This window comes from Pseudomonas sp. NCIMB 10586 (assembly GCF_023127895.1).
Taxonomy (GTDB): domain Bacteria; phylum Pseudomonadota; class Gammaproteobacteria; order Pseudomonadales; family Pseudomonadaceae; genus Aquipseudomonas; species Aquipseudomonas synxantha_A.
Genome location: NZ_SPKQ01000031.1, coordinates 32459 through 49269, shown reverse-complemented (window position 1 = coordinate 49269; position 16811 = coordinate 32459). Strand labels below are relative to the sequence as shown.

Here is a 16811-nt window from a genome sequence, read left to right as displayed (position 1 = left end):
AACGGTTGACTGAGGGTGGTTAATGTACTCCAGTGTCAAGGCCAAATCGACTTCGCCGCGGCGCAGGAGAGCCTGGTTTTTCTGTTCAGCCCATCGAGGCAGCAATCGTGTATGAACACATTCAGCGATTGCCGGAGATTCTGAATACGAAAGCTCGTTGAGCAAAATATTCGCTAGCGAGTCCATGGGCCTGAGAGTTGCCTGTCAGGCAATTGGGTGAGCCGGTTTACCTGTTTCCATCGACGTATTTCTGATCCCTTCATAGGTGTGATCAATGCTGTTGATGGAGATTAGCAACCCTTCGTTGTCGTTGTTGAGGTGGTTGATATGGCGGTCGAGTTATTCTGGAGTGGCGACCACTGTATCGATAAAGTCCGGGCTAAATTAAACTTTTGCATCGGTCAGAATCGCCCCCGAAAAATTTACGCGCTCACAGTGTATTCCGGTCAGATCAGCCCGGCAAAAATCACTGCCGTGAAAGTCCACGGCTATTAAGGTTTCACTGGTTAATTTTGCGTCGGTGTAGTTTGTGCTGCGCGATTCTACTGACTTTAAGGTGATGTCACTCAGGTTGGCGTTCGTAAAGTTGCCTTTGCTGAGGGAAGTGTTTTTCAGTCTCGAGTGTGCGAATGTGCTGCCGGTGAAATTTTCAGGTGCGTTTTTTTCTCCTGTTTTTTCGATTACTTATTGAAGGTGCAGCGGGACGCATTACGAAATATCATCACCTTCAACCAAGAGGACTTATTCACGCAGCGCTTTACTATATCGGTAGATCCAGACTCTGAATTCGGAAGAATTCTCTCAGCGCAAAAATAACCAGACGACAAACATCAAACTCAATAATTGCAACGTATTAGCAGGGTGCAGGAAAAATAAACTAAACTTACCACTCCTTCTCCCTGGACAGTCTGGAAGTCATGCCTCGAACCGGACGCCCATCTGCATCGACTGACGGTATGTATCAGTGTCCAGCGAGAGATCATCAGCGGGGCGTGTTTTTCGGTTCGTGATGGTTCACGGAACGCAAGAGCTGGATGGCAGCGCCTCGCGCTTGATGATTGTTCGTCCGATTGTCTATGCGTAGAATCCAATAGCCTTGCTTGGAATTAACCTTTTTGCTCTTGAAGCACTACCAAAACAAGTCCAGAATTGAGTCTTTTCCTGCTTCGGCAATAAAAGAAACCCCTTAGATTTCAAAGGGTCGGACGCCAGATGCGAGTCTCGTTTCCCGCTCCAAGCATTAATGAAAAAGCCACTCTAACGAGTGGCTTTTTTTTGCCTGCGATTTGGGGAATAGACGCTTTGGCGCGTTCTTTGGGCGTTGCGTGATCGAGCTATTCAGTCTGATGACTTTGAACCGCGCCTTTGCAGCAAATCGATTTGATCCGCTGGCACCAAGGTGCGCAAGGTCTTGTAAAGCACGCGGGTTTCCAGCAGGTTCCAGACGCGCAACATGGTTTCCAGCGCATCCAGTGGTTTGCTGATGAAATCCTTGGCTCCCAGGGCCAGGGCGCGCAAGCGTGTGTCGCGGGTGGCGTCGGCGGTGAGCACCAGAATCGGCAAGTATTCGCTGCTTGGGATACGCCGGTTGAGTTGTTCCAGCACGGCGAAGCCGTCGAACTCGGGCATGTGCAGGTCGAGAATCACCAGGTCCGGCTCGAAGCTGTTGAACAGCTCCAGAGTCCGCAACGGTTGGGTGCTGCTCAGCACATTGGTCAGCCCTTCACGTACCAGCAATTGCTCCACTAGATCGAGGTTGGGGCGTTTGTCGTCGATGATCAGAATGCGCAGGTCGGGGTTCACACGGGCTCCGGAAAGTACTGGTCGAGGTGGGCAAGGAACGAAGGAATGTGAATCGGTTTGGTCAGCACGGCGGTCGCGCCCGCGTCACTCAAGGCCTGGCGGGTGAGGTCGGTGGCATCGGCGGTGATCATTAGCACCGGGGTGGTTCGGGTGATTGCGCACCGGCGCAAGCGCTGCAGAACGTTCAGCCCGTCGATGTCCGGCAGCGAGACATCCAGCAGGATAAGCTGTGGCGCATGTTGGGCAGCCAGGTCCAGCCCCAATTGACCTTGCATGCTCGAGAGCAGTTTTATCCCGGGTCGCCGTTGCAGCACGGTTTCGATGAGCGCCAGGCTGGAGAGGTTGTCTTCGATGCACAACACCTTGCCCTGAACTTCGGGGTCTGCAAGTGCAGGGGTCAGCGGTCGATTATCGAGCGCGGCAGCGGCTGCCCCGACGGGGTCCTGCAAGTGTACAAACGCCAGCTCCAGGGTAAATCGGGAACCGACGCCGGGTTGACTTTGCACGGTCAGGCTTCCGTTCATCATTTCCAGCAGGCTCTTGCTCAGTGCCAGACCAAGGCCGCTGCCTTCCACATTCGGGTCGGTCTCCAGGCGTTCAAACGGCTTGAACAGGCGAACCAGGCGATCAGCCGCAATGCCTTTGCCGGTATCGCTGATCGACACAGCGATTCGTTGCTGATCAATCTTGACCTCGATGCTGACCTGACCCTCAGGCCGGTTATATTTGATGGCGTTTGACAGCAGGTTCAGCAACACCTGAGTCAGGCGTTGTCGATCGGCGACGATCCCACTGTCAGCGGCCAGGATTGGCAGCGGTGCCAGCTGGATGCCGGCATCGGCGGCCATTGGCGAGACCAGCGTCAAGGCTTCTTGCAAGGCGATTTCCAAGGGCACGGATTCGATGTTCAGCGGCAGGCGTCCGGCTTCGATCTTGGCAATGTCCAGCACTTCATTGATCAGGATCAGCAGGTGCTGGCCGGCACGCAGTATGTGACCGATCTGCGCCTTTTGCCCAGGGGGCGCGTCCATGTCCAGCAGTTGCGCAAAGCCCAGGATCGAGTTGAGCGGGGTGCGCAGTTCGTGGCTCATGCGCGACAGGAATTCACTTTTAGCCAGGCTGGCGCGCTCAGCCTCTTCGCGGGCAGTGCGCAACGCAATCTCGGCCGCGCGGCGATCGGTAATGTCCCGGGTGATTTTAGAGAACCCACGCAACGTGCCGCTGCTGTCGTATTGCGCAGTGATTACCACGCTGGCCCAGAAGCGGCTGCCATTCTTGCGGCAACGCCAGGCTTCCTCCATGTAATGCCCGTCGCGAGTGGCCTCACGCAAGGCCATTGCGGGATGCTGGGGGCACTCTTGCGGCAGGTAAAACATTGAGAAGTGTTGGCCAATGATTTCCTGCTCGGTATAGCCCTTGATTCGCTCGGCGCCGGCGTTCCAACTGGTGACATAACCCTGGGTGTCGAGGGCGAAGATCCCGTAGTCCTTCACGCCGTCTATGATCAGCCGCAAGCGTTCTTCGTTGTCGCGCAACGCGCGTTCACGTTCAGCCAGCAGTAGGCCGGCTTCCACCAGACGAGTGCCCAACTGGCCAATCTCATCGTTCTCCGGCGGTTGTGGCTGCAAAGGTTGCCCCAGGGCCAGGCGTTGGGCATTGCCCTGGACCTGCTGCACCCTGGCTACGATCCCTTTGGACAAAAACAGTACCGCCACGATGGCACCAAATAGTCCGCAGAGGGCGGCCAGTAAGGTTGAGAGCAACAGCCGCTGACGGGTCGCGTATGCCGCCGCAGTCCGCTCGGCCAGCAACGTGTCCTCAAGGGTGAGCATGGTGCCGATATGCTCGCGCAATTCATCGAGGATGTATTTGTTATTGACCAGGATGGTGGTGAGCGACTCCGGTTTAGCCTCTCGATCGCGAAGCATTTGCTCCAGCCCATCGATTTTGCTGTTGATCAGCGGTGCGATGGCGGTAAGTTGTGCACGCACCCGTTCATCACGCACATGGCTGTCGAGGCGGCGCAGGGCCGATTCGATCAGGGGCTTGGCTTTCAGATAGCCCGGCAGGAAATCTTCTCGATGTGTAAGCAGATAACCGCGCACGCTGGCGGCCGCTTCGGCGAGCAAGGTGTGCACAGTCTGGATATCGCCTTGCACCAGCAATACCCGGCGCACGTCTTCTTCGGCACGGGCAGTCTGGCGCTCGGTGATGTAGATCAACACCAGTGACAGCAACAGGATCACCAATGGCAGGGAAATCACCACCAAGGCCTTGCCCCGTAGCGGCAGGTCGGCCCAGCGTCCGGCATAAAACACCTTCATGGTGGGGTCACCAGGCCCAGAGCAATGCCACGCACCGCAGCCTGGGTTCGGTCAGCCGCCCCGAGTTTGCCGATGACCCGTTCGACGTGGGCTTTTGCCGTACCGGTGGTAATCCCCAGTTTCTCACCGATCAGGCGATTGCTCATGCCGTTGGCCACGAGCCCAAGTACCTGGCGTTCTCGTGCAGTGAGGTTTTCGGTGGGTGTACCGCCACTCGTATTACGTTCGGTCATGCGGCGTAGCAGGCGGGCGCTGACGGAACGATTGAGGGCTTCTTCACCGGCAGCGACGCGCTGCAGGGCGTCGATCACTTCGTCGCGGCTGGCGTCTTTGAGCAGGTAACCGACGGCGCCGGCACTCATGGCCGCCTCCAGATGGTCGGGGCTGTCGTCCATGGTGAAAATCACCACTTTCAGGGTCGGCAGGCGTTGCTGAAGCAGACGTGCAGCGCCCAGGCCGTTGAGCAACGGCATGCGGATGTCGAGGATCACTATATCCGGCAGCAACCGTTCGCACAGCTCGACGGCCTCCTGACCATCGCGGGCCTGACCGACCACTTCGAATTGCGGATGACCGGCCAGCAAGGCGACAAAACCGGTGCGCGTGACTTCATGATCATCAGCGAGCACGAGGCGTAGGAGGTGGGTCATTGGGGTGTTCCATCCAGGTTCACGGGCACGCCGACGTGCAGTTGGGTGCCGCCGTTGATTGCGCTGGTGCAGGTGAGGCGTCCACCCAACAGGCTGGCGCGTTCCTGCATGGTGGCCAGGCCCAGATGTCGAGTTTTGTCGGTATCGAGTTGGAGTTCGGGGGCAGCAAAGCCTTTGCCGTTATCTTTTACCCGCAGCCAGGCCTGACCGTCGTGCAGTTCCAACGCCAGTTGCACCTGTTTGGCGTGCGCATGTTTGAGGATATTGTTGATCGCTTCCTGGGCGATCCTGAACAAACCGATCTCCACCTGACTGGGAAAGCGCACCTCGCAACGCGTTAACCAATGCACGCTGATTCCGGCTTCGCGCAGCCGATCAGCTTCTTTATCGACCGCCTTGAGCAATCCGAAATCGTCGAGCACCGTCGGGCGCAGGCCGCTGATCAGTTGCCGGCCTTCAACCACGCAATGCTGGGCCAGTGCCAGAATTGCCTGCAAGTCTGCCCCGAGGGTGTCCGGCAGTGTCGGGCAGCGGCCGGCAAAACCTTGCAGCCGCTGGTGCAAGCCCGCGAGGGTTTGCGCCAGGCCGTCGTGCAGGTCATAAGCTACGTGCTTACGTTCGTCTTCTTGCGCACAAAACAATCGGTTGACCAGATCCGACAGAGTGCGATCCCGGGCTTTGAGCGTCGTCAGTAATCGGTCATTTTCAAGGTGCGCAGCCAGCAGGGTAGCGAGCAGTTGCATGGATTCGCTGTCTTCGTTGTCCGGCGCCCGCAGGCTCACGCTGTTGGCCAGCACCAGGGCGCCAAAGGCATTCCCGTCGCCACCGCGTAACGGCACCCGCAGCACATTGGGCAAGGATTCCCCCGGACGATCCTGCCAGTTCGGCGTGCGCATTGTACGGTCGGCGGCGATCTCCAGACTGTTCAGTCGATCACGGCAGCCATGCCGGGCGGTGGTGCTAACGTGTCCGTCGGCGTCCCACTCCAGCAGCATCCCGTGGTCCATCGCGAGGAAGGCGCAAGCCCGTGCCAATACTTGCTCGCGCATGGCGTCCGGGGCCAGCCGGGTCAACTCCTGCCCGGTATGTACCAACAGCCGCAGGCGCGCCGCGCGACTCTCCGATTGCCGATATTGGGTGCGGATGGCCAAGGCACTACCGGGGTCGTGTGGCAGGGTTTGCATGCTTGGGCTCCGGCGTTGGGGCAAGCGCCACGGGCGCAGGGAGGGTCATTAAACCTTGTTAACGGTACGGTGTGCCATCTGCCAAATGGCATAGCTAAATGATTCCGGTTGGCCGATGTCGGGTGGCTGGCGGGTTGGCAAAGTGTGCGCAACGACCACCACTGGAATATCGCAATGAAATTCAAAACCCCGACCATTGCCTTGCTTTTTGCCTTGAGCGCACCGTTTGTTCAAGCAGCGCAGACGTCTCCGTATGTCTACAACACTGTGGCCCAAGTGCCTGACGGCGTGAAGGACCGTGAGATTGCCGGTTTGTTTGACCGTTGGAACAGCATGTTGCAGACCGGTAACGCTCAATCGGTGGTCGACCTGTACGCGCCGGACGCGGTGCTGCAGCCAACCATGTCCAATCAGCTGCGCACCACGTCGGCTCAGATCAAGGACTACTTCGATCACTTCATAGCGCTCAAGCCTGTAGGCCAAATCAACTACCGCGACATCAGCCTGCTGGGCAGCAACGTGGCCGTGGACAGCGGCGTCTACACCTTCACCCTGACCGAGGCGACCGGCAAGACGCGTCAGGTGCAGGCGCGCTATACCTTTGTCTATGAACAGGTGGACGGCCATTGGAAGATTCTCAATCACCATTCTTCGGCGATGCCTGAAGCCTAGGAGCAATGAGACTCCGCGCGACGCGACCTTCAATGATCGACCTCACTGCTGCTCAGTTCGAGGTCCTTTTTATAGTTCAGTGTTCTGCGCATCGTTCCCCGCCAAATGCTCGCTGACCGCCCTGATCGCCTCCTGGACCCGCCGGGTAAAGCTGGAGTGATCACGGTGCATCATCACTAAACGATCAATGGCCCTGGTCATGGCCACGTATAGCACGCGTGTTTCATCTTCGTCATCTGCGCCGTTGATGGGTATGTCGTGCAGATAGGGGAGGATAACCAAGTCGAACGCCAGGCCTTCGCTGGAATGCATGCTGAAGATTTTGACTGTATCTGCATCATCGTAGAGTTTGCTGCGGTCTTGGGTGAGGCGCGTGGAGACAAACGGAATGCCAGCGTCCTTCAGGATTTTTTCAATGTGCTCGGCTTGAGCCCAATGTCGTTAAATAACGGCCATATCGTCCAGGATGCGCCCCTTGCGTTGTCATGGATCACGCGATGGCCTTCGCCGATGGACCGCGCCAACTGCTCCTGTTGTAAGTCCATCACCTTGATCAAGCTCGGCACCGGCTCTTCGTGAGCGTTGAACAGACCAAACTGACCCGGTGAGAGGTTTACTCGTACCTCCGGAAACAAGTGGTAGCGCACGCGGTCGATTTGCTCATCTGTGAGGTGGCAGGCGAACACCTGAGCAAACATCCTGATCAGGCGCGCCTCAAAGCCCTCGCTTTCTACCGCCTCAGTCATTTCATCTCGGCAGATGACTCGCTGTTCAGCCAGCACATTGGCAAGCCCGGCGCTCTCGAACTGCTTACGGGTGATCTCTGTCAGGACCACGCCCCAGCTGTAGGGCATCAGTAAGTTACGCTCGCGGATAGAACCTGTCGGCTGTTGCAATGCAGGATCATTTTGCAGCAACTTCACGGCCTCAAGGGTGTTGATCCGAGCCTGCGCTAACGGGTTGGCCACGGTTTTCAATTGACCTTCGACATGGATCCTGGCGTGCTCAGCGGTCATGCTTTCGATGGTTTCAACTTTCCAGTCCTTTACCTCCAGCACCAAAAACCCTCGTTGCGGATGCATCAGCACGAAGTCTGGCCGCAAGCCTTTAGGGCCCACAGGTGCATTGAACCAGCACAGCCAATCGTCCGACAGTTTCTTTTCCAGGCGTTCAGCCAGACGGCGCTCGCCCGCAGTATCAAACCGACAGATGTTGCGGGAGGGAAAATGTAGAGCCATGTCGTATGCCTCGATCATTTGCGTACTCGATATGATTCAGAGCGACGCAAAATAATAAGTTCGCAGCGTGACTGCGCTTATCAATCGCGGGACGGTCTGTCATGACCGATTTTTTGGCAATGGTGATTCAGGTGCGGATGGCGAGTCTGGCTTTTTGTCTTTGTCCTCGGCATCTATAGCCCTTTCATGCAGTTCGGATCGAGCGATCGAGATGTGCTTGGGTGCCTGGATGCCTAAAGAGACATGACTGCCTATAACGTCAATCACCTTGATCTGAATTTCGTCGTCGATACGTAAGCGTTCGCCGGTCCTCCTAGTGATAAGTAGCAATGGCAGCACCTTTCAAATTGGGGTGAATGTTCGGGCCATTAATTCCATGCATTGTCCGAAATTCATGTAGGAAATTTCCTGCGCTGCGATTGATTGGGTATCTCAGTGAAACCGCCCGGACGGAGCGCTGCCGAAGTGCGGAATGGCATTGGCGCCGTTTGTTCTGCCAATAGAACTCGACAAGTTTCAGCAAGGTTCTCGCCAGTGGTTTTTCACTTCAACACAGTGACGCTGGAACCCTTTATCGGGCTCAACTACGTCCACGTTGAAACCAAAGCATTTTCAGAGAAGGAAAACCTCTTCGCCCTCAGTGGCAAAAAAAGCCGCATGGACGTGACCTCGGCCCGACTCGGTGCACGCGTGAGCGCTGTTCATCCTCTGGCCAATGGCATGGCCGTGCGTCTGAATGGTAGCGCCGGGCTGCAACACGCATTCACGGAGAAAGCCACGCACACTCGTCTGAAGCTGCAGTCCCAAGGAGACTTCGTGAATATTTCCGGCTTGCCCGTGCAGCAGGACACGGCTCAGTTGGCGTTCAGCGCTACGTTGGATTTGACGCCGGCCTTTTCCGTGGGGCTGAGGTACACAGGCGAAATAGGTAAGCGCTTTCACGACGAGAGCACCTCTGCCATAGCTTCATGGACGTTCTAGGAACAATCAGGCCACAGGGCACTGCGGTTAGCTGATGGCCGCAGGAGTTATGAAATGATTGGCTGCGGCCCGGACTCAAGTAGGCCGCCACCACACCCGGCCGCCAATAAACGATAGTTCAAGTTATTTCCGCTCGCAGGCTTAGGGCCGATTCGATCCCCTACATGCTAACTGCGGCAGTATCATCAGCTTTATCAACGGCCAGATTTGCACGGAGGATGGCCAGGAACCTCAACTAAATGGCCGGTCACTTTGTGAGGAACGCCGGGATAAATATTAAAACCGGGCTCCGATTTTCCATCGACGTGCAAGCTATTTATTGAATGGCGCACCGTCCCGCTTGCAATCAGTTCAGCTCCGTCTGAGACACAGACTACCTTCAGGGTGTCAGTTTCAGTGGTTGGTAACTGGCGAACGAGCGCACTGAAGCTAAGGTTAATGATTACACCTTTGAATTTTTCTGGCCCGTTCTCTTCCCGAGGTCGTATGACTGGTTTGATGTCCAACCGATATACTGTTTCTGCTTCAACTGCTCTGACAGGTTTGAGTACGATTTTTTTACTCTGCCCTGGGGCCAACGTAACCTGGAAGGGGAATGCGTAGAGTGCAGGTTGCGCTATGTCAGCAACCGCCTCAAGTGTTTCTTCCTCTATGCGCACGCCAGGGTTCTTTAGCAGACGTAAGGAAATGGACACGTATTCAGCGCGGTCCCCACTATTAATAATATGGACACTCAAAGGAACATTGCGTATCTGAACTTCCTTGGGGAAAATATCGATTGTGGCATCAGCGCGTTGGGAGGCAAATGAACCGGCCACGCAAAGAACCAGCGCCGGAATAAAACGCGAGTGTGGTAAGCGATTCACGGAACTTTGACCACGGGTTCGAAGGTCAGGGAGAGCACTCCTGTATATACTCCGATAGTGCCTGTGAGCGCGCCTTCGGGCGGGTAGGCTGAAACAGAAAAATTATAGTAGCCGAGAGAGTCTTCTCCCTGTCCAGTCGAAGCAGGGTTATGAAACACTGTGCTTTGCTCAATCATCAACCGCTTGTTGACTCCACCTTCGTTACCCAATGTTACGGTAGGATTTCGAAAAGCGAGCATTGGGTTTTTTGTATGCTGAATGCGCACGGGGTCATCTAGACGAACCTGGAATTCGCCACTGCTGGACAACACGCGTATGCGTGCCTCGACTTGATATGGAGCATCCCTGTCCCCCATTTGTTGTAGCTCCAGGCCTTGGTCGAACCAGGAGCCTTTATCATCTGTAACAATTAATAAGTCAGGATGAGTGACGCTAGCACTAATCCAAGTCCTTGTATTGCCCTTTAGTACCACCTCAGCAAATGTATGGCTGGACGCTAGGGTAGTTAACAATGTGATGCTGGCGATAAATTTTTTTTTCATGGTCGTTATGGTTTGGTGGTTACGTTAAAGTTAAGGATGTCAAAGTAGCTACCCTCTAGCTGAGACTTTGAAATATTTGTTCTGATAGTCGGTGAGAAGCAGGTACGCCCGCTGGAGTCGAGAGTAATAGTATTTCTCGTATTGTTAGGGATCTTTAGTGGTTTGTTTTTTCCGTCGTTGAGAATCAAGCTGTAAGGGAAGCTACTTAAATTCGTAAGATGTCTTAATCGGTAGTTATTGTCGATAAGTCCGTGGGTGTTGGAAGCATTTATAACAAATTTTTGCCCTATGGTCTCAGCGCTATTATAAGTAAAGCAAAGTTGGTCTTTAGTGTTGCCAAGTGTTTTTTCGGCAATGCCAGGTTGTAATTCGCCAAAGTTCCATGATGGTACACTGACGTTCAGGGTGATATCCTGAGGGGGTGGGGTTTCTGGGTTAATTATCCTGCAGGAACCGGCGGGGCCATCGGTTTGGGGAATGTAAACTGCGCCTTTTGCATCAAAATAAGTTTCTTGATTCACTTGGGGTGTGCTTGCATAGTTTGCTGTCCTAATTGCGATACCTGGCCAATCAGAGACGCTGTATTTGGGAAGGCGTACTCTGATTTCAGCATCAAATGCATCGTGATTAGTCCAGGTGTAGTGGCCCGAAATATATATTTGGGTATTGAATGATGGATAGTGAAAGGCAGCACTGATGTCGTTAATATAGACAGTGGCATCGTATGTGTTTGAGGGGGTTCCATCTTTGCCATAAGTATATACAGCTATTGCCCGGCTATAAAAGCTATGACGCGAGGACGAATTTTCACCAGGTTTGACTTGGTTGAATGGAACGGTGACGTAAAAATTCAATTGACCATCGCCAGTGTCTTGAAACCGACAATTGCGGTATTCACCTGAGACATTTCCGGTCGGCTGATCCATCGCGCTTACGATTGGGCAAGAAACAAAGATAGCAGCTATGTATAAAGTCATTGGCAACTTTGATTTCATTGCTTTGTAGGGGGTGGTATTCAATGGTTAGCATTTCCTGGTGCGTAATATAATGTATTTTCTACACGGAAGTGTTGGCATGTGTCTGCGGAGTTTTAATCTGTAGCCTCTATGTTTTGTCTGGTGGTAACTAATTCCTTCGGTCGTTTTTTTTGGTAAATGACTGCTCCGTATCCAACTTTAAAAAATATTGGAGTGGCATTTTTAGTGGGCTCGCCTTCTACAACCAGATGCTCGCTTGGTCGAAAGGTAATGCGCCAGATATGGTCTTGCTCAACCTGCTGGATAATTTTTATATTTAATTTATATCTTTGTCCCGGAGCAATGGTTATGCGGTTCGGAGTCACCAATAAACTCGGTTTTTTAACCTGTGAAATAGGCACTAAGCGCTCGGGTAATTCACCAGGGTTAGTCAGCAAAGCTTGATCCACCTGTAAATATAATGGTGTGTCCCCAACGTTTTCTGCAAACAACTCTCCGGCGGGATGTCCGGGCAGCAGAGACAGTTCGTTGCTTGATAGTTTAAGTATTCCGGTGGCCGTGCTTGAGGCCGAATATATGGCTGCAAAAAATCCAAGCATCTGCAGGTGTGAACGTTTTTTCATGGGCATACCAGCGATTGTGGCTGATCTTCAACGCTCAGATTTATTCGAGAACTTTTGAAGTGTCGTGGTACACCAGGAAATACCGCTATGGTTTGCTCCGATACGCTCTCTCCTACAACAACGCGGGTGAATAATTGCCGTACATTTCCGTTATTAACCAGCGTAAGGCCACCCTTTTCGCAACGGTATGTCCAGGCCACGTGTTGATTTTTGGGGGAGGGCATATGTCGAATAAGCACCCCGTAACCGATAGAGACTGACATCGGTGCGGTAATCTTGTCCTGTGGCGCGTCTTCAACTCGCAATGAGCGTACTGGCACTATGTAAAGTCGATAGAGCGACTCTTGATCGGGTTCGACAAGAGATTTCAGTGTGACCACGCGAGTTTGATTTGGGCCTAAGGATAATTTGTCCGGGCTGGAAATCAGTTCAGGATGAGCCAGCTCTGCTAACGCCACTTTTTTTTCAGGAGCCAATCCGGGGTTTATGACTTTTTGGAGATTGATGGATAGATACAGCGTGCTGTCACCCATGTTGCGTAGTTTGACTTTCTGCTCGTGGCTGTTGAAGACCTTGGTGCTGGCAGGCATAACCATTAACTCTCCTTCAGCCAAGGCAAGGTTTGAGGTGAAATAAAAAAATACAAAAAATGGTGTCAGTAATGTTCGAATTTTCAAGGGAAGACCTGTGAGTAAAAGTTTGCATTTAAAGGCAGTGGTAGTAGCTGCCGGTGGTTGTAGTGAGGTCGCAGGTATAGCGACGCCCCATCTGCGTCACACTGATTTTGGTCAATAACGACTTGCTGAAAATGGAAAATAAACCATTCTGGTAGACGGTATCGCCGGTCTCTAATATTGTGCCGCTAATTGGCTTCCCTCCAGCATCAATCAGAAAACCACTATAGATCATGCTGATTTTTACATTCGCCTCTGAACTGTAGACTTGGCCTGGATGTGAGCGAGTAATATTCGCCGGCACTTCGATGTTCATGTCCATATCGAGGCTTTCGCTGATGACTCGGGCAAACGGAAGGTCGCTGTAGCTGCTAAGAGGGATCGCATACAGGCTATTTCCAGCCACGGGGTAACCCTCAACTTGAAAGCCATAGTCGGTATTGTTTACTTCCGGGGTTTTAAGCAGCATGGAAGCCCCGCTGTTGCTATAACGGCCAAAAGCGAGCCCTTGAGAATTGGCAGCAAACATACCCCTGTAGTTAGCATCAATGTTGCTATTGTCGTTGTCGTGTCCAATATTGACAGAGGCTTCGCCACGGGTACCAGAACGGCTGCCATACATATTGATACTGTTGCGATCGTTGATGTGGTTGGCTGTCACGCCTGCAGTTGTAATGCCATAGGTGTCTTGAAAGTCCTTGCGATAGTCTCCACTTAATTGAGTTTTTCCTCCAGAATATGTCGAGCTGACGGAAGATTGGGAGTTGTCCAGGGTCCAAGTCGTATTAATGTATATGCCGAAGTCATTGCCACTTTGCTGGTAACCGCCTTTTTGTAGCCCCACTGAAAAGGTCGACCATAAGCCATTGGGGCGGTAGTTCCACCGCGCTTCAAGCTGTTGTGACTCGCCGCTCAGGTATTTCTGGTAATTGTAAGCCAGCGTGATGCCTCCCAGGATATTGCTGTAACTAATACTCGAACTTGGGGACCCTTGATAGAATTGAGAAATGTTGTTGTTCTGGTATCGGCTTACCATAAGATTACCTAGTTTCTCATGACTGACCAAAACACTGGCGTAACCGCCTGTTGCGCGCTCACCGCTGAGCAGGCCCACCGTTGGCGTGAACTGAGTTTCCCCGACTTGGCTTGGCCGAGTGATATTAATTTCGCCGGCATTGCGGTGTCGGTTTCCGCTTATCACAGAGGCATTCAAAAAAAACTGACGCAAGTTTCGGCTCACGCCACCTTCGAGTAAGCTACCACCTTCAGTCATGTCTTCTCCGACCGTCAGATGCCAGGCATTTCCACCACTACCGACAAAATCCAGGTTGTTTATCTCTTGAGTAACCTCACTGATCTGATTCCCGTTCCGGTCCACCAGTTTTAGCTGTACTGAATAGTACCCGCCCGGCAAGTCAGCCAGGTTTATCTGATTTCGTCCTAAAGTCGCGGGTCGTTTGAGGATCAGACGCCCGTTTCGGTAGAATTCATAGTTGCCCTCTGTCGTCGAGTAAAGCAACAGCGTATTAATATTTCGATTCGCTTGTAGATGGTTTTGGCTACCCAGGGTTATGAATTTATCAAAACTTGGAGATAATAAAGTATTGACTGACCCCGACGTGTAGTCGAGGCTGTTCTGTTTGCCAGCACGCAAATAAGTATTTGATAAGTTTTTCTGAAAATAAAAGGATGAAATGTCCTGGTTGCTACGACTGTAGTTTCGGGTGCTTTGGCGGCCAGCATACCAACTCATATAACCGAAACTCTGACCGGGCATGCCCAAAAAGGTATTGCCATTTATATTCATGGCGCGGTAGCCTTCGGTAGAGGCTCGCAAGTCGACGGATTGGTTGTTTACTAATCCCCACGCAGTATTTGGAACAATAACGTCCTCTTGGGTATCTCGGATGGCTACGGTACGCTTGATTTTGTCTACGGTGATGTAATGGTCCATGAGTTTTAGGTCGCAGCCACTTTTGCATTGACTGTAGTTAAGTTTGCTCAATACTTGTCGTATAGTAGAGATGTCTTGTAGAGAAATGCCGTTCTCATGATATTTTTCCGCGTCAAATATTAATGTCTTTTCTGAAGGTTCAAAGGCCATCACTCCGGGAAGCGTTCGACCATTGTAAGTCGCAACATAGCTTGCGCTAGTGTCCATTTCCACTTCGCTGAAGCCTTCAGGTATGCCATAGGAGAATTTAACTTCGGCACTCGATGAGCCGGATTTTAAAAATAGCGCACTTAGCAATAATGTTGTGACCAAATGCTGGCGCCTACAAGCAGAGAGGCCTTTCATTTCTTAATAGAGCACCAAGGAAAGGAAAGCCTCGAGTATCTCAAGGCTTTCTAGCGGTAAGTTATAATTAGGGGATTATGGGCCTGTAGCTGCAACGGGTTCGAATACCATGACCAGATCACCACTGTAACTACCGTTGGTGCTCAACTGGCCATTTTGGACGGGGGCGTCGACTTTTATGTTAAGGTCGTGAATTTCATCAAAGCCGCCGTTGCCGGCAGTGATTTGAGTGATTTTTTGCGAGTTCCCGAAGGAAACGGGGACTTCACCTTGGCCACTACCGATGGTGACTTCTGGATTAGTCATCTCATAGTTTCCGTTGCTCATTTTTAATGGTTGAGCCAAAGAAACATTGAATTCGGAGTTCTTGCTCCATACACGTACTGGTAGAGTTTTGCTGAATTTCTTCTGCTGGTAATCATCTGCGTCCAGTTCTTCTGTGCTATACCATGTCGAACCATCAGGCTTGGACACGAAAATCGCATCATTGATCTGCGCAGTCAGCGTGATCTTCTTGGATACTGAATCCTTAGGGGCGGCAGCATGGGCGGCGCTGATGAGTGAGGTTGCAATGCCAATGGCGAGGACGAGTTTACTGAATTTCATCTTTGGCTCTTCTATATTTTAAAAAAGTAACTGTTGGTGACTCATCTGCAGTGACGCATGAGTTGAGTTCACGGACAAACTATACTTCTTATTAAAAAGCGGAGGGGAGAGCGCTATTCTTGCGTTTCGACCGGAAATTTCTTGTTTTTTGGCTGGAGGGATCTTGGGTCGAGCGCTCAGTCAGGATCATTATATTAAAGTCAGCCGGGTCTACTCTTGTGCTGACGAGTCCAGCCAAGTCATTGGTGAGATCAATAGGAAGTTTGCGTGTGTTCGCGTAGCTGTGGTGGAGGCGTTGGATCATGATGGGAGGAAAGAGGCGTTTAAAGAAGATTACTTGCCTGCTCCCCTCGTATTTATCACTTCAAGTTGCAGATCAGCGTCTGGAAGCGCTGATACAGCTTTATCTTCCAGCTATCAAATTCTTCAAGCGACATAGGCTTGGCACACAAGTAACCCTGGCCCACCCGAGCGCCCATGTCGACCAGGAGATTGCGTTGTGAGAGTGTCTCGATACCTTCCACCACTGCCTCCATACCTAACGCATTAGCTAATGCCAGCGCATTGCGAACAACCGCCCGATGGCGCTCTGAACTGTCAACCGACCCAATGAAGTCTCTGGGCAGTTTGATTTCATGGAACACCACCTTGCACAGTCTCAGCAGTGATGAATAACCCGTCCCGAAGTCATCGATTGACAGGCGAATGCCCAGGCGGCTCAGGCGGTTGAGTTGCTCAATGTGCGCATCGGAAAGGTCGGCAGGGCCGTCTTCGGTAATCTCAAAAGTCAGTGACGAACGTCTTACGGGATGCTCGAGTAACCGTGTTTCCAATCGCTCGACAAGCTTGCTGCTGTTTAATTGGCTGAGTGACAGGTTAAACGCAAGTTTGAGAGACCGCCCCATGCGGTGAAGCTGGAGCTGGTAAGCCAGCCCTTGCTCCAGGAGTGCAAATAACAAGTCGTCGAGCCAGCGCTCCTGCTTAATGAGCGGGAGGAAGTGTGCAGGGCCAAGTACGCCGTGCAGTGGATGGTGCCAGCGCGCGAGCACTTCCGCGGCATTGACCTCTCCGGTGTGAAGGTCGAATTTGGGTTGTAGATATGCACGAAACTCTCGCAGCCAAAGGCCCAGTTGCACATCTTTCGCGCTGGACAGTTGAGCGGGGGGTGCTAATTCGTCAGGGCAGTCCGATTGCCTGGGTAAAATCTCCTTTGTTCGGGGAAGCAAGCTCGATAGAAACGAGCTTGAAGCGCTGTAGTGCATGAGGGCCAAGCCTGGTGTTAGTACTCGCAAAGCTTATGGGAATCCTCTTTGGCATTGCTAAAGAAGCATCTGTCGTTCGGGCGCGCTTTTTCCTGAGTTTTACCGAGATT

17 protein-coding genes are annotated in these 16811 nt (G+C 52.5%); 2 read left to right on the top strand and 15 right to left on the bottom strand.

Features of this window, described 5'->3' with window-relative positions; all coding sequences use genetic code 11:
• Positions 1 to 1338: 1338 nt before the first annotated feature.
• The 4 genes from E4P01_RS12770 to E4P01_RS12755 are packed head-to-tail and all read right to left on the bottom strand — an operon-like array spanning position 1339 to position 5961.
• On the bottom strand, positions 1339 to 1803 hold the full coding sequence (locus E4P01_RS12770) for a response regulator (RefSeq protein WP_065944140.1): 465 nt from the start codon (positions 1801 to 1803) through the stop codon (positions 1339 to 1341).
• On the bottom strand, positions 1800 to 4127 hold the full coding sequence (locus E4P01_RS12765; RefSeq protein WP_216091102.1) for an ATP-binding protein: 2328 nt from the start codon (positions 4125 to 4127) through the stop codon (positions 1800 to 1802). Before E4P01_RS12765 ends, E4P01_RS12770 begins: the two co-directional genes overlap by 4 nt.
• Positions 4124 to 4777, bottom strand: a complete 654-nt coding sequence (locus E4P01_RS12760; protein ID WP_078820944.1) for a response regulator transcription factor — start codon at positions 4775 to 4777, stop codon at positions 4124 to 4126. The genes E4P01_RS12765 and E4P01_RS12760 overlap by 4 nt, the downstream gene beginning before the upstream one ends.
• Entirely contained in the window at positions 4774 to 5961 is a 1188-nt protein-coding gene (locus E4P01_RS12755; protein WP_078820943.1) for a sensor histidine kinase, read from the bottom strand. The genes E4P01_RS12760 and E4P01_RS12755 overlap by 4 nt, the downstream gene beginning before the upstream one ends.
• A 174-nt stretch (positions 5962 to 6135) precedes the next feature.
• Here E4P01_RS12755 and E4P01_RS12750 point away from each other — a divergent pair, with 174 nt between their 5' ends.
• Positions 6136 to 6633, top strand: coding sequence for an SgcJ/EcaC family oxidoreductase (locus E4P01_RS12750; protein ID WP_216091103.1), 498 nt, complete (start codon positions 6136 to 6138; stop codon positions 6631 to 6633).
• A gap of 69 nt (positions 6634 to 6702) precedes the next feature.
• Here E4P01_RS12750 and E4P01_RS12745 read toward each other — a convergent pair whose 3' ends face one another.
• The 3 genes from E4P01_RS12745 to E4P01_RS12735 all read right to left on the bottom strand — a co-directional run bounded on the left by E4P01_RS12745 (position 6703) and on the right by E4P01_RS12735 (position 8210).
• Positions 6703 to 7023 (bottom strand): 3'-5' exonuclease, encoded by a 321-nt coding sequence (locus E4P01_RS12745; RefSeq protein ID WP_248130056.1) that lies wholly within the window; start codon positions 7021 to 7023, stop codon positions 6703 to 6705.
• A gap of 11 nt (positions 7024 to 7034) precedes the next feature.
• A complete protein-coding gene (locus E4P01_RS12740) occupies positions 7035 to 7889 on the bottom strand; it encodes a nuclease-related domain-containing protein (RefSeq protein ID WP_248130035.1) in 855 nt (284 codons plus the stop codon).
• A gap of 81 nt (positions 7890 to 7970) precedes the next feature.
• Complete coding sequence (locus E4P01_RS12735; RefSeq protein WP_290443064.1) at positions 7971 to 8210, bottom strand: carbon storage regulator; 240 nt, start codon at positions 8208 to 8210, stop codon at positions 7971 to 7973.
• Positions 8211 to 8405: 195 nt separating this feature from the next.
• Here E4P01_RS12735 and E4P01_RS12730 point away from each other — a divergent pair, with 195 nt between their 5' ends.
• Positions 8406 to 8852: an autotransporter outer membrane beta-barrel domain-containing protein gene (locus tag E4P01_RS12730; RefSeq protein WP_216091105.1), complete on the top strand. Its 447-nt coding sequence runs from the start codon at positions 8406 to 8408 to the stop codon at positions 8850 to 8852.
• A 194-nt stretch (positions 8853 to 9046) separates the two neighbouring features.
• On the opposite strand, the gene E4P01_RS12725 is transcribed toward E4P01_RS12730, so the two are convergent.
• From E4P01_RS12725 to E4P01_RS12690, 8 genes are all read right to left on the bottom strand, one after another.
• The gene (locus E4P01_RS12725) at positions 9047 to 9718 is read right to left on the bottom strand and encodes a hypothetical protein (protein ID WP_216091106.1); all 672 of its coding nucleotides are present in this window, start codon (positions 9716 to 9718) and stop codon (positions 9047 to 9049) included.
• Positions 9715 to 10260, bottom strand: coding sequence for a hypothetical protein (locus E4P01_RS12720; protein WP_216091107.1), 546 nt, complete (start codon positions 10258 to 10260; stop codon positions 9715 to 9717). Before E4P01_RS12720 ends, E4P01_RS12725 begins: the two co-directional genes overlap by 4 nt.
• Positions 10261 to 10265: 5 nt before the next feature.
• Positions 10266 to 11279, bottom strand: a complete 1014-nt coding sequence (locus E4P01_RS12715; RefSeq protein ID WP_216091108.1) for a hypothetical protein — start codon at positions 11277 to 11279, stop codon at positions 10266 to 10268.
• Between the two features lie 71 nt (positions 11280 to 11350).
• Complete coding sequence (locus E4P01_RS12710; RefSeq protein WP_216091109.1) at positions 11351 to 11860, bottom strand: hypothetical protein; 510 nt, start codon at positions 11858 to 11860, stop codon at positions 11351 to 11353.
• Complete coding sequence (locus E4P01_RS12705; protein WP_216091110.1) at positions 11857 to 12537, bottom strand: hypothetical protein; 681 nt, start codon at positions 12535 to 12537, stop codon at positions 11857 to 11859. Before E4P01_RS12705 ends, E4P01_RS12710 begins: the two co-directional genes overlap by 4 nt.
• A 28-nt stretch (positions 12538 to 12565) precedes the next feature.
• The gene (locus tag E4P01_RS12700; protein ID WP_216091111.1) at positions 12566 to 14833 is read right to left on the bottom strand and encodes a TcfC E-set like domain-containing protein; all 2268 of its coding nucleotides are present in this window, start codon (positions 14831 to 14833) and stop codon (positions 12566 to 12568) included.
• A gap of 75 nt (positions 14834 to 14908) precedes the next feature.
• On the bottom strand, positions 14909 to 15439 hold the full coding sequence (locus E4P01_RS12695; RefSeq protein ID WP_216091112.1) for a CS1 type fimbrial major subunit: 531 nt from the start codon (positions 15437 to 15439) through the stop codon (positions 14909 to 14911).
• A 359-nt stretch (positions 15440 to 15798) separates the two neighbouring features.
• Positions 15799 to 16701 carry an EAL domain-containing protein gene (locus E4P01_RS12690; protein ID WP_216091113.1) on the bottom strand — a complete coding sequence of 301 codons (903 nt, stop codon included), beginning with the start codon at positions 16699 to 16701 and terminating at the stop codon, positions 15799 to 15801.
• Positions 16702 to 16811 lie beyond the last annotated feature (110 nt).

Excerpts from the sequence above, each read along its gene's own strand:
- E4P01_RS12755 (WP_078820943.1), bottom strand. The coding sequence starts at position 5,961 with ATGCAAACCCTGCCACACGACCCCGGTAGTGCCTTGGCCATCCGCACC.
- E4P01_RS12765 (WP_216091102.1), bottom strand. The coding sequence starts at position 4,127 with ATGAAGGTGTTTTATGCCGGACGCTGGGCCGACCTGCCGCTACGGGGC.
- E4P01_RS12760 (WP_078820944.1), bottom strand. The coding sequence starts at position 4,777 with ATGACCCACCTCCTACGCCTCGTGCTCGCTGATGATCATGAAGTCACG.
- E4P01_RS12720 (WP_216091107.1), bottom strand. The coding sequence starts at position 10,260 with ATGAAAAAAAAATTTATCGCCAGCATCACATTGTTAACTACCCTAGCG.
- E4P01_RS12740 (WP_248130035.1), bottom strand. The coding sequence starts at position 7,889 with ATGATCGAGGCATACGACATGGCTCTACATTTTCCCTCCCGCAACATC.
- E4P01_RS12695 (WP_216091112.1), bottom strand. The coding sequence starts at position 15,439 with ATGAAATTCAGTAAACTCGTCCTCGCCATTGGCATTGCAACCTCACTC.
- E4P01_RS12710 (WP_216091109.1), bottom strand. The coding sequence starts at position 11,860 with ATGAAAAAACGTTCACACCTGCAGATGCTTGGATTTTTTGCAGCCATA.
- E4P01_RS12750 (WP_216091103.1), top strand. The coding sequence starts at position 6,136 with ATGAAATTCAAAACCCCGACCATTGCCTTGCTTTTTGCCTTGAGCGCA.
- E4P01_RS12690 (WP_216091113.1), bottom strand. The coding sequence starts at position 16,701 with ATGCACTACAGCGCTTCAAGCTCGTTTCTATCGAGCTTGCTTCCCCGA.
- E4P01_RS12700 (WP_216091111.1), bottom strand. The coding sequence starts at position 14,833 with ATGAAAGGCCTCTCTGCTTGTAGGCGCCAGCATTTGGTCACAACATTA.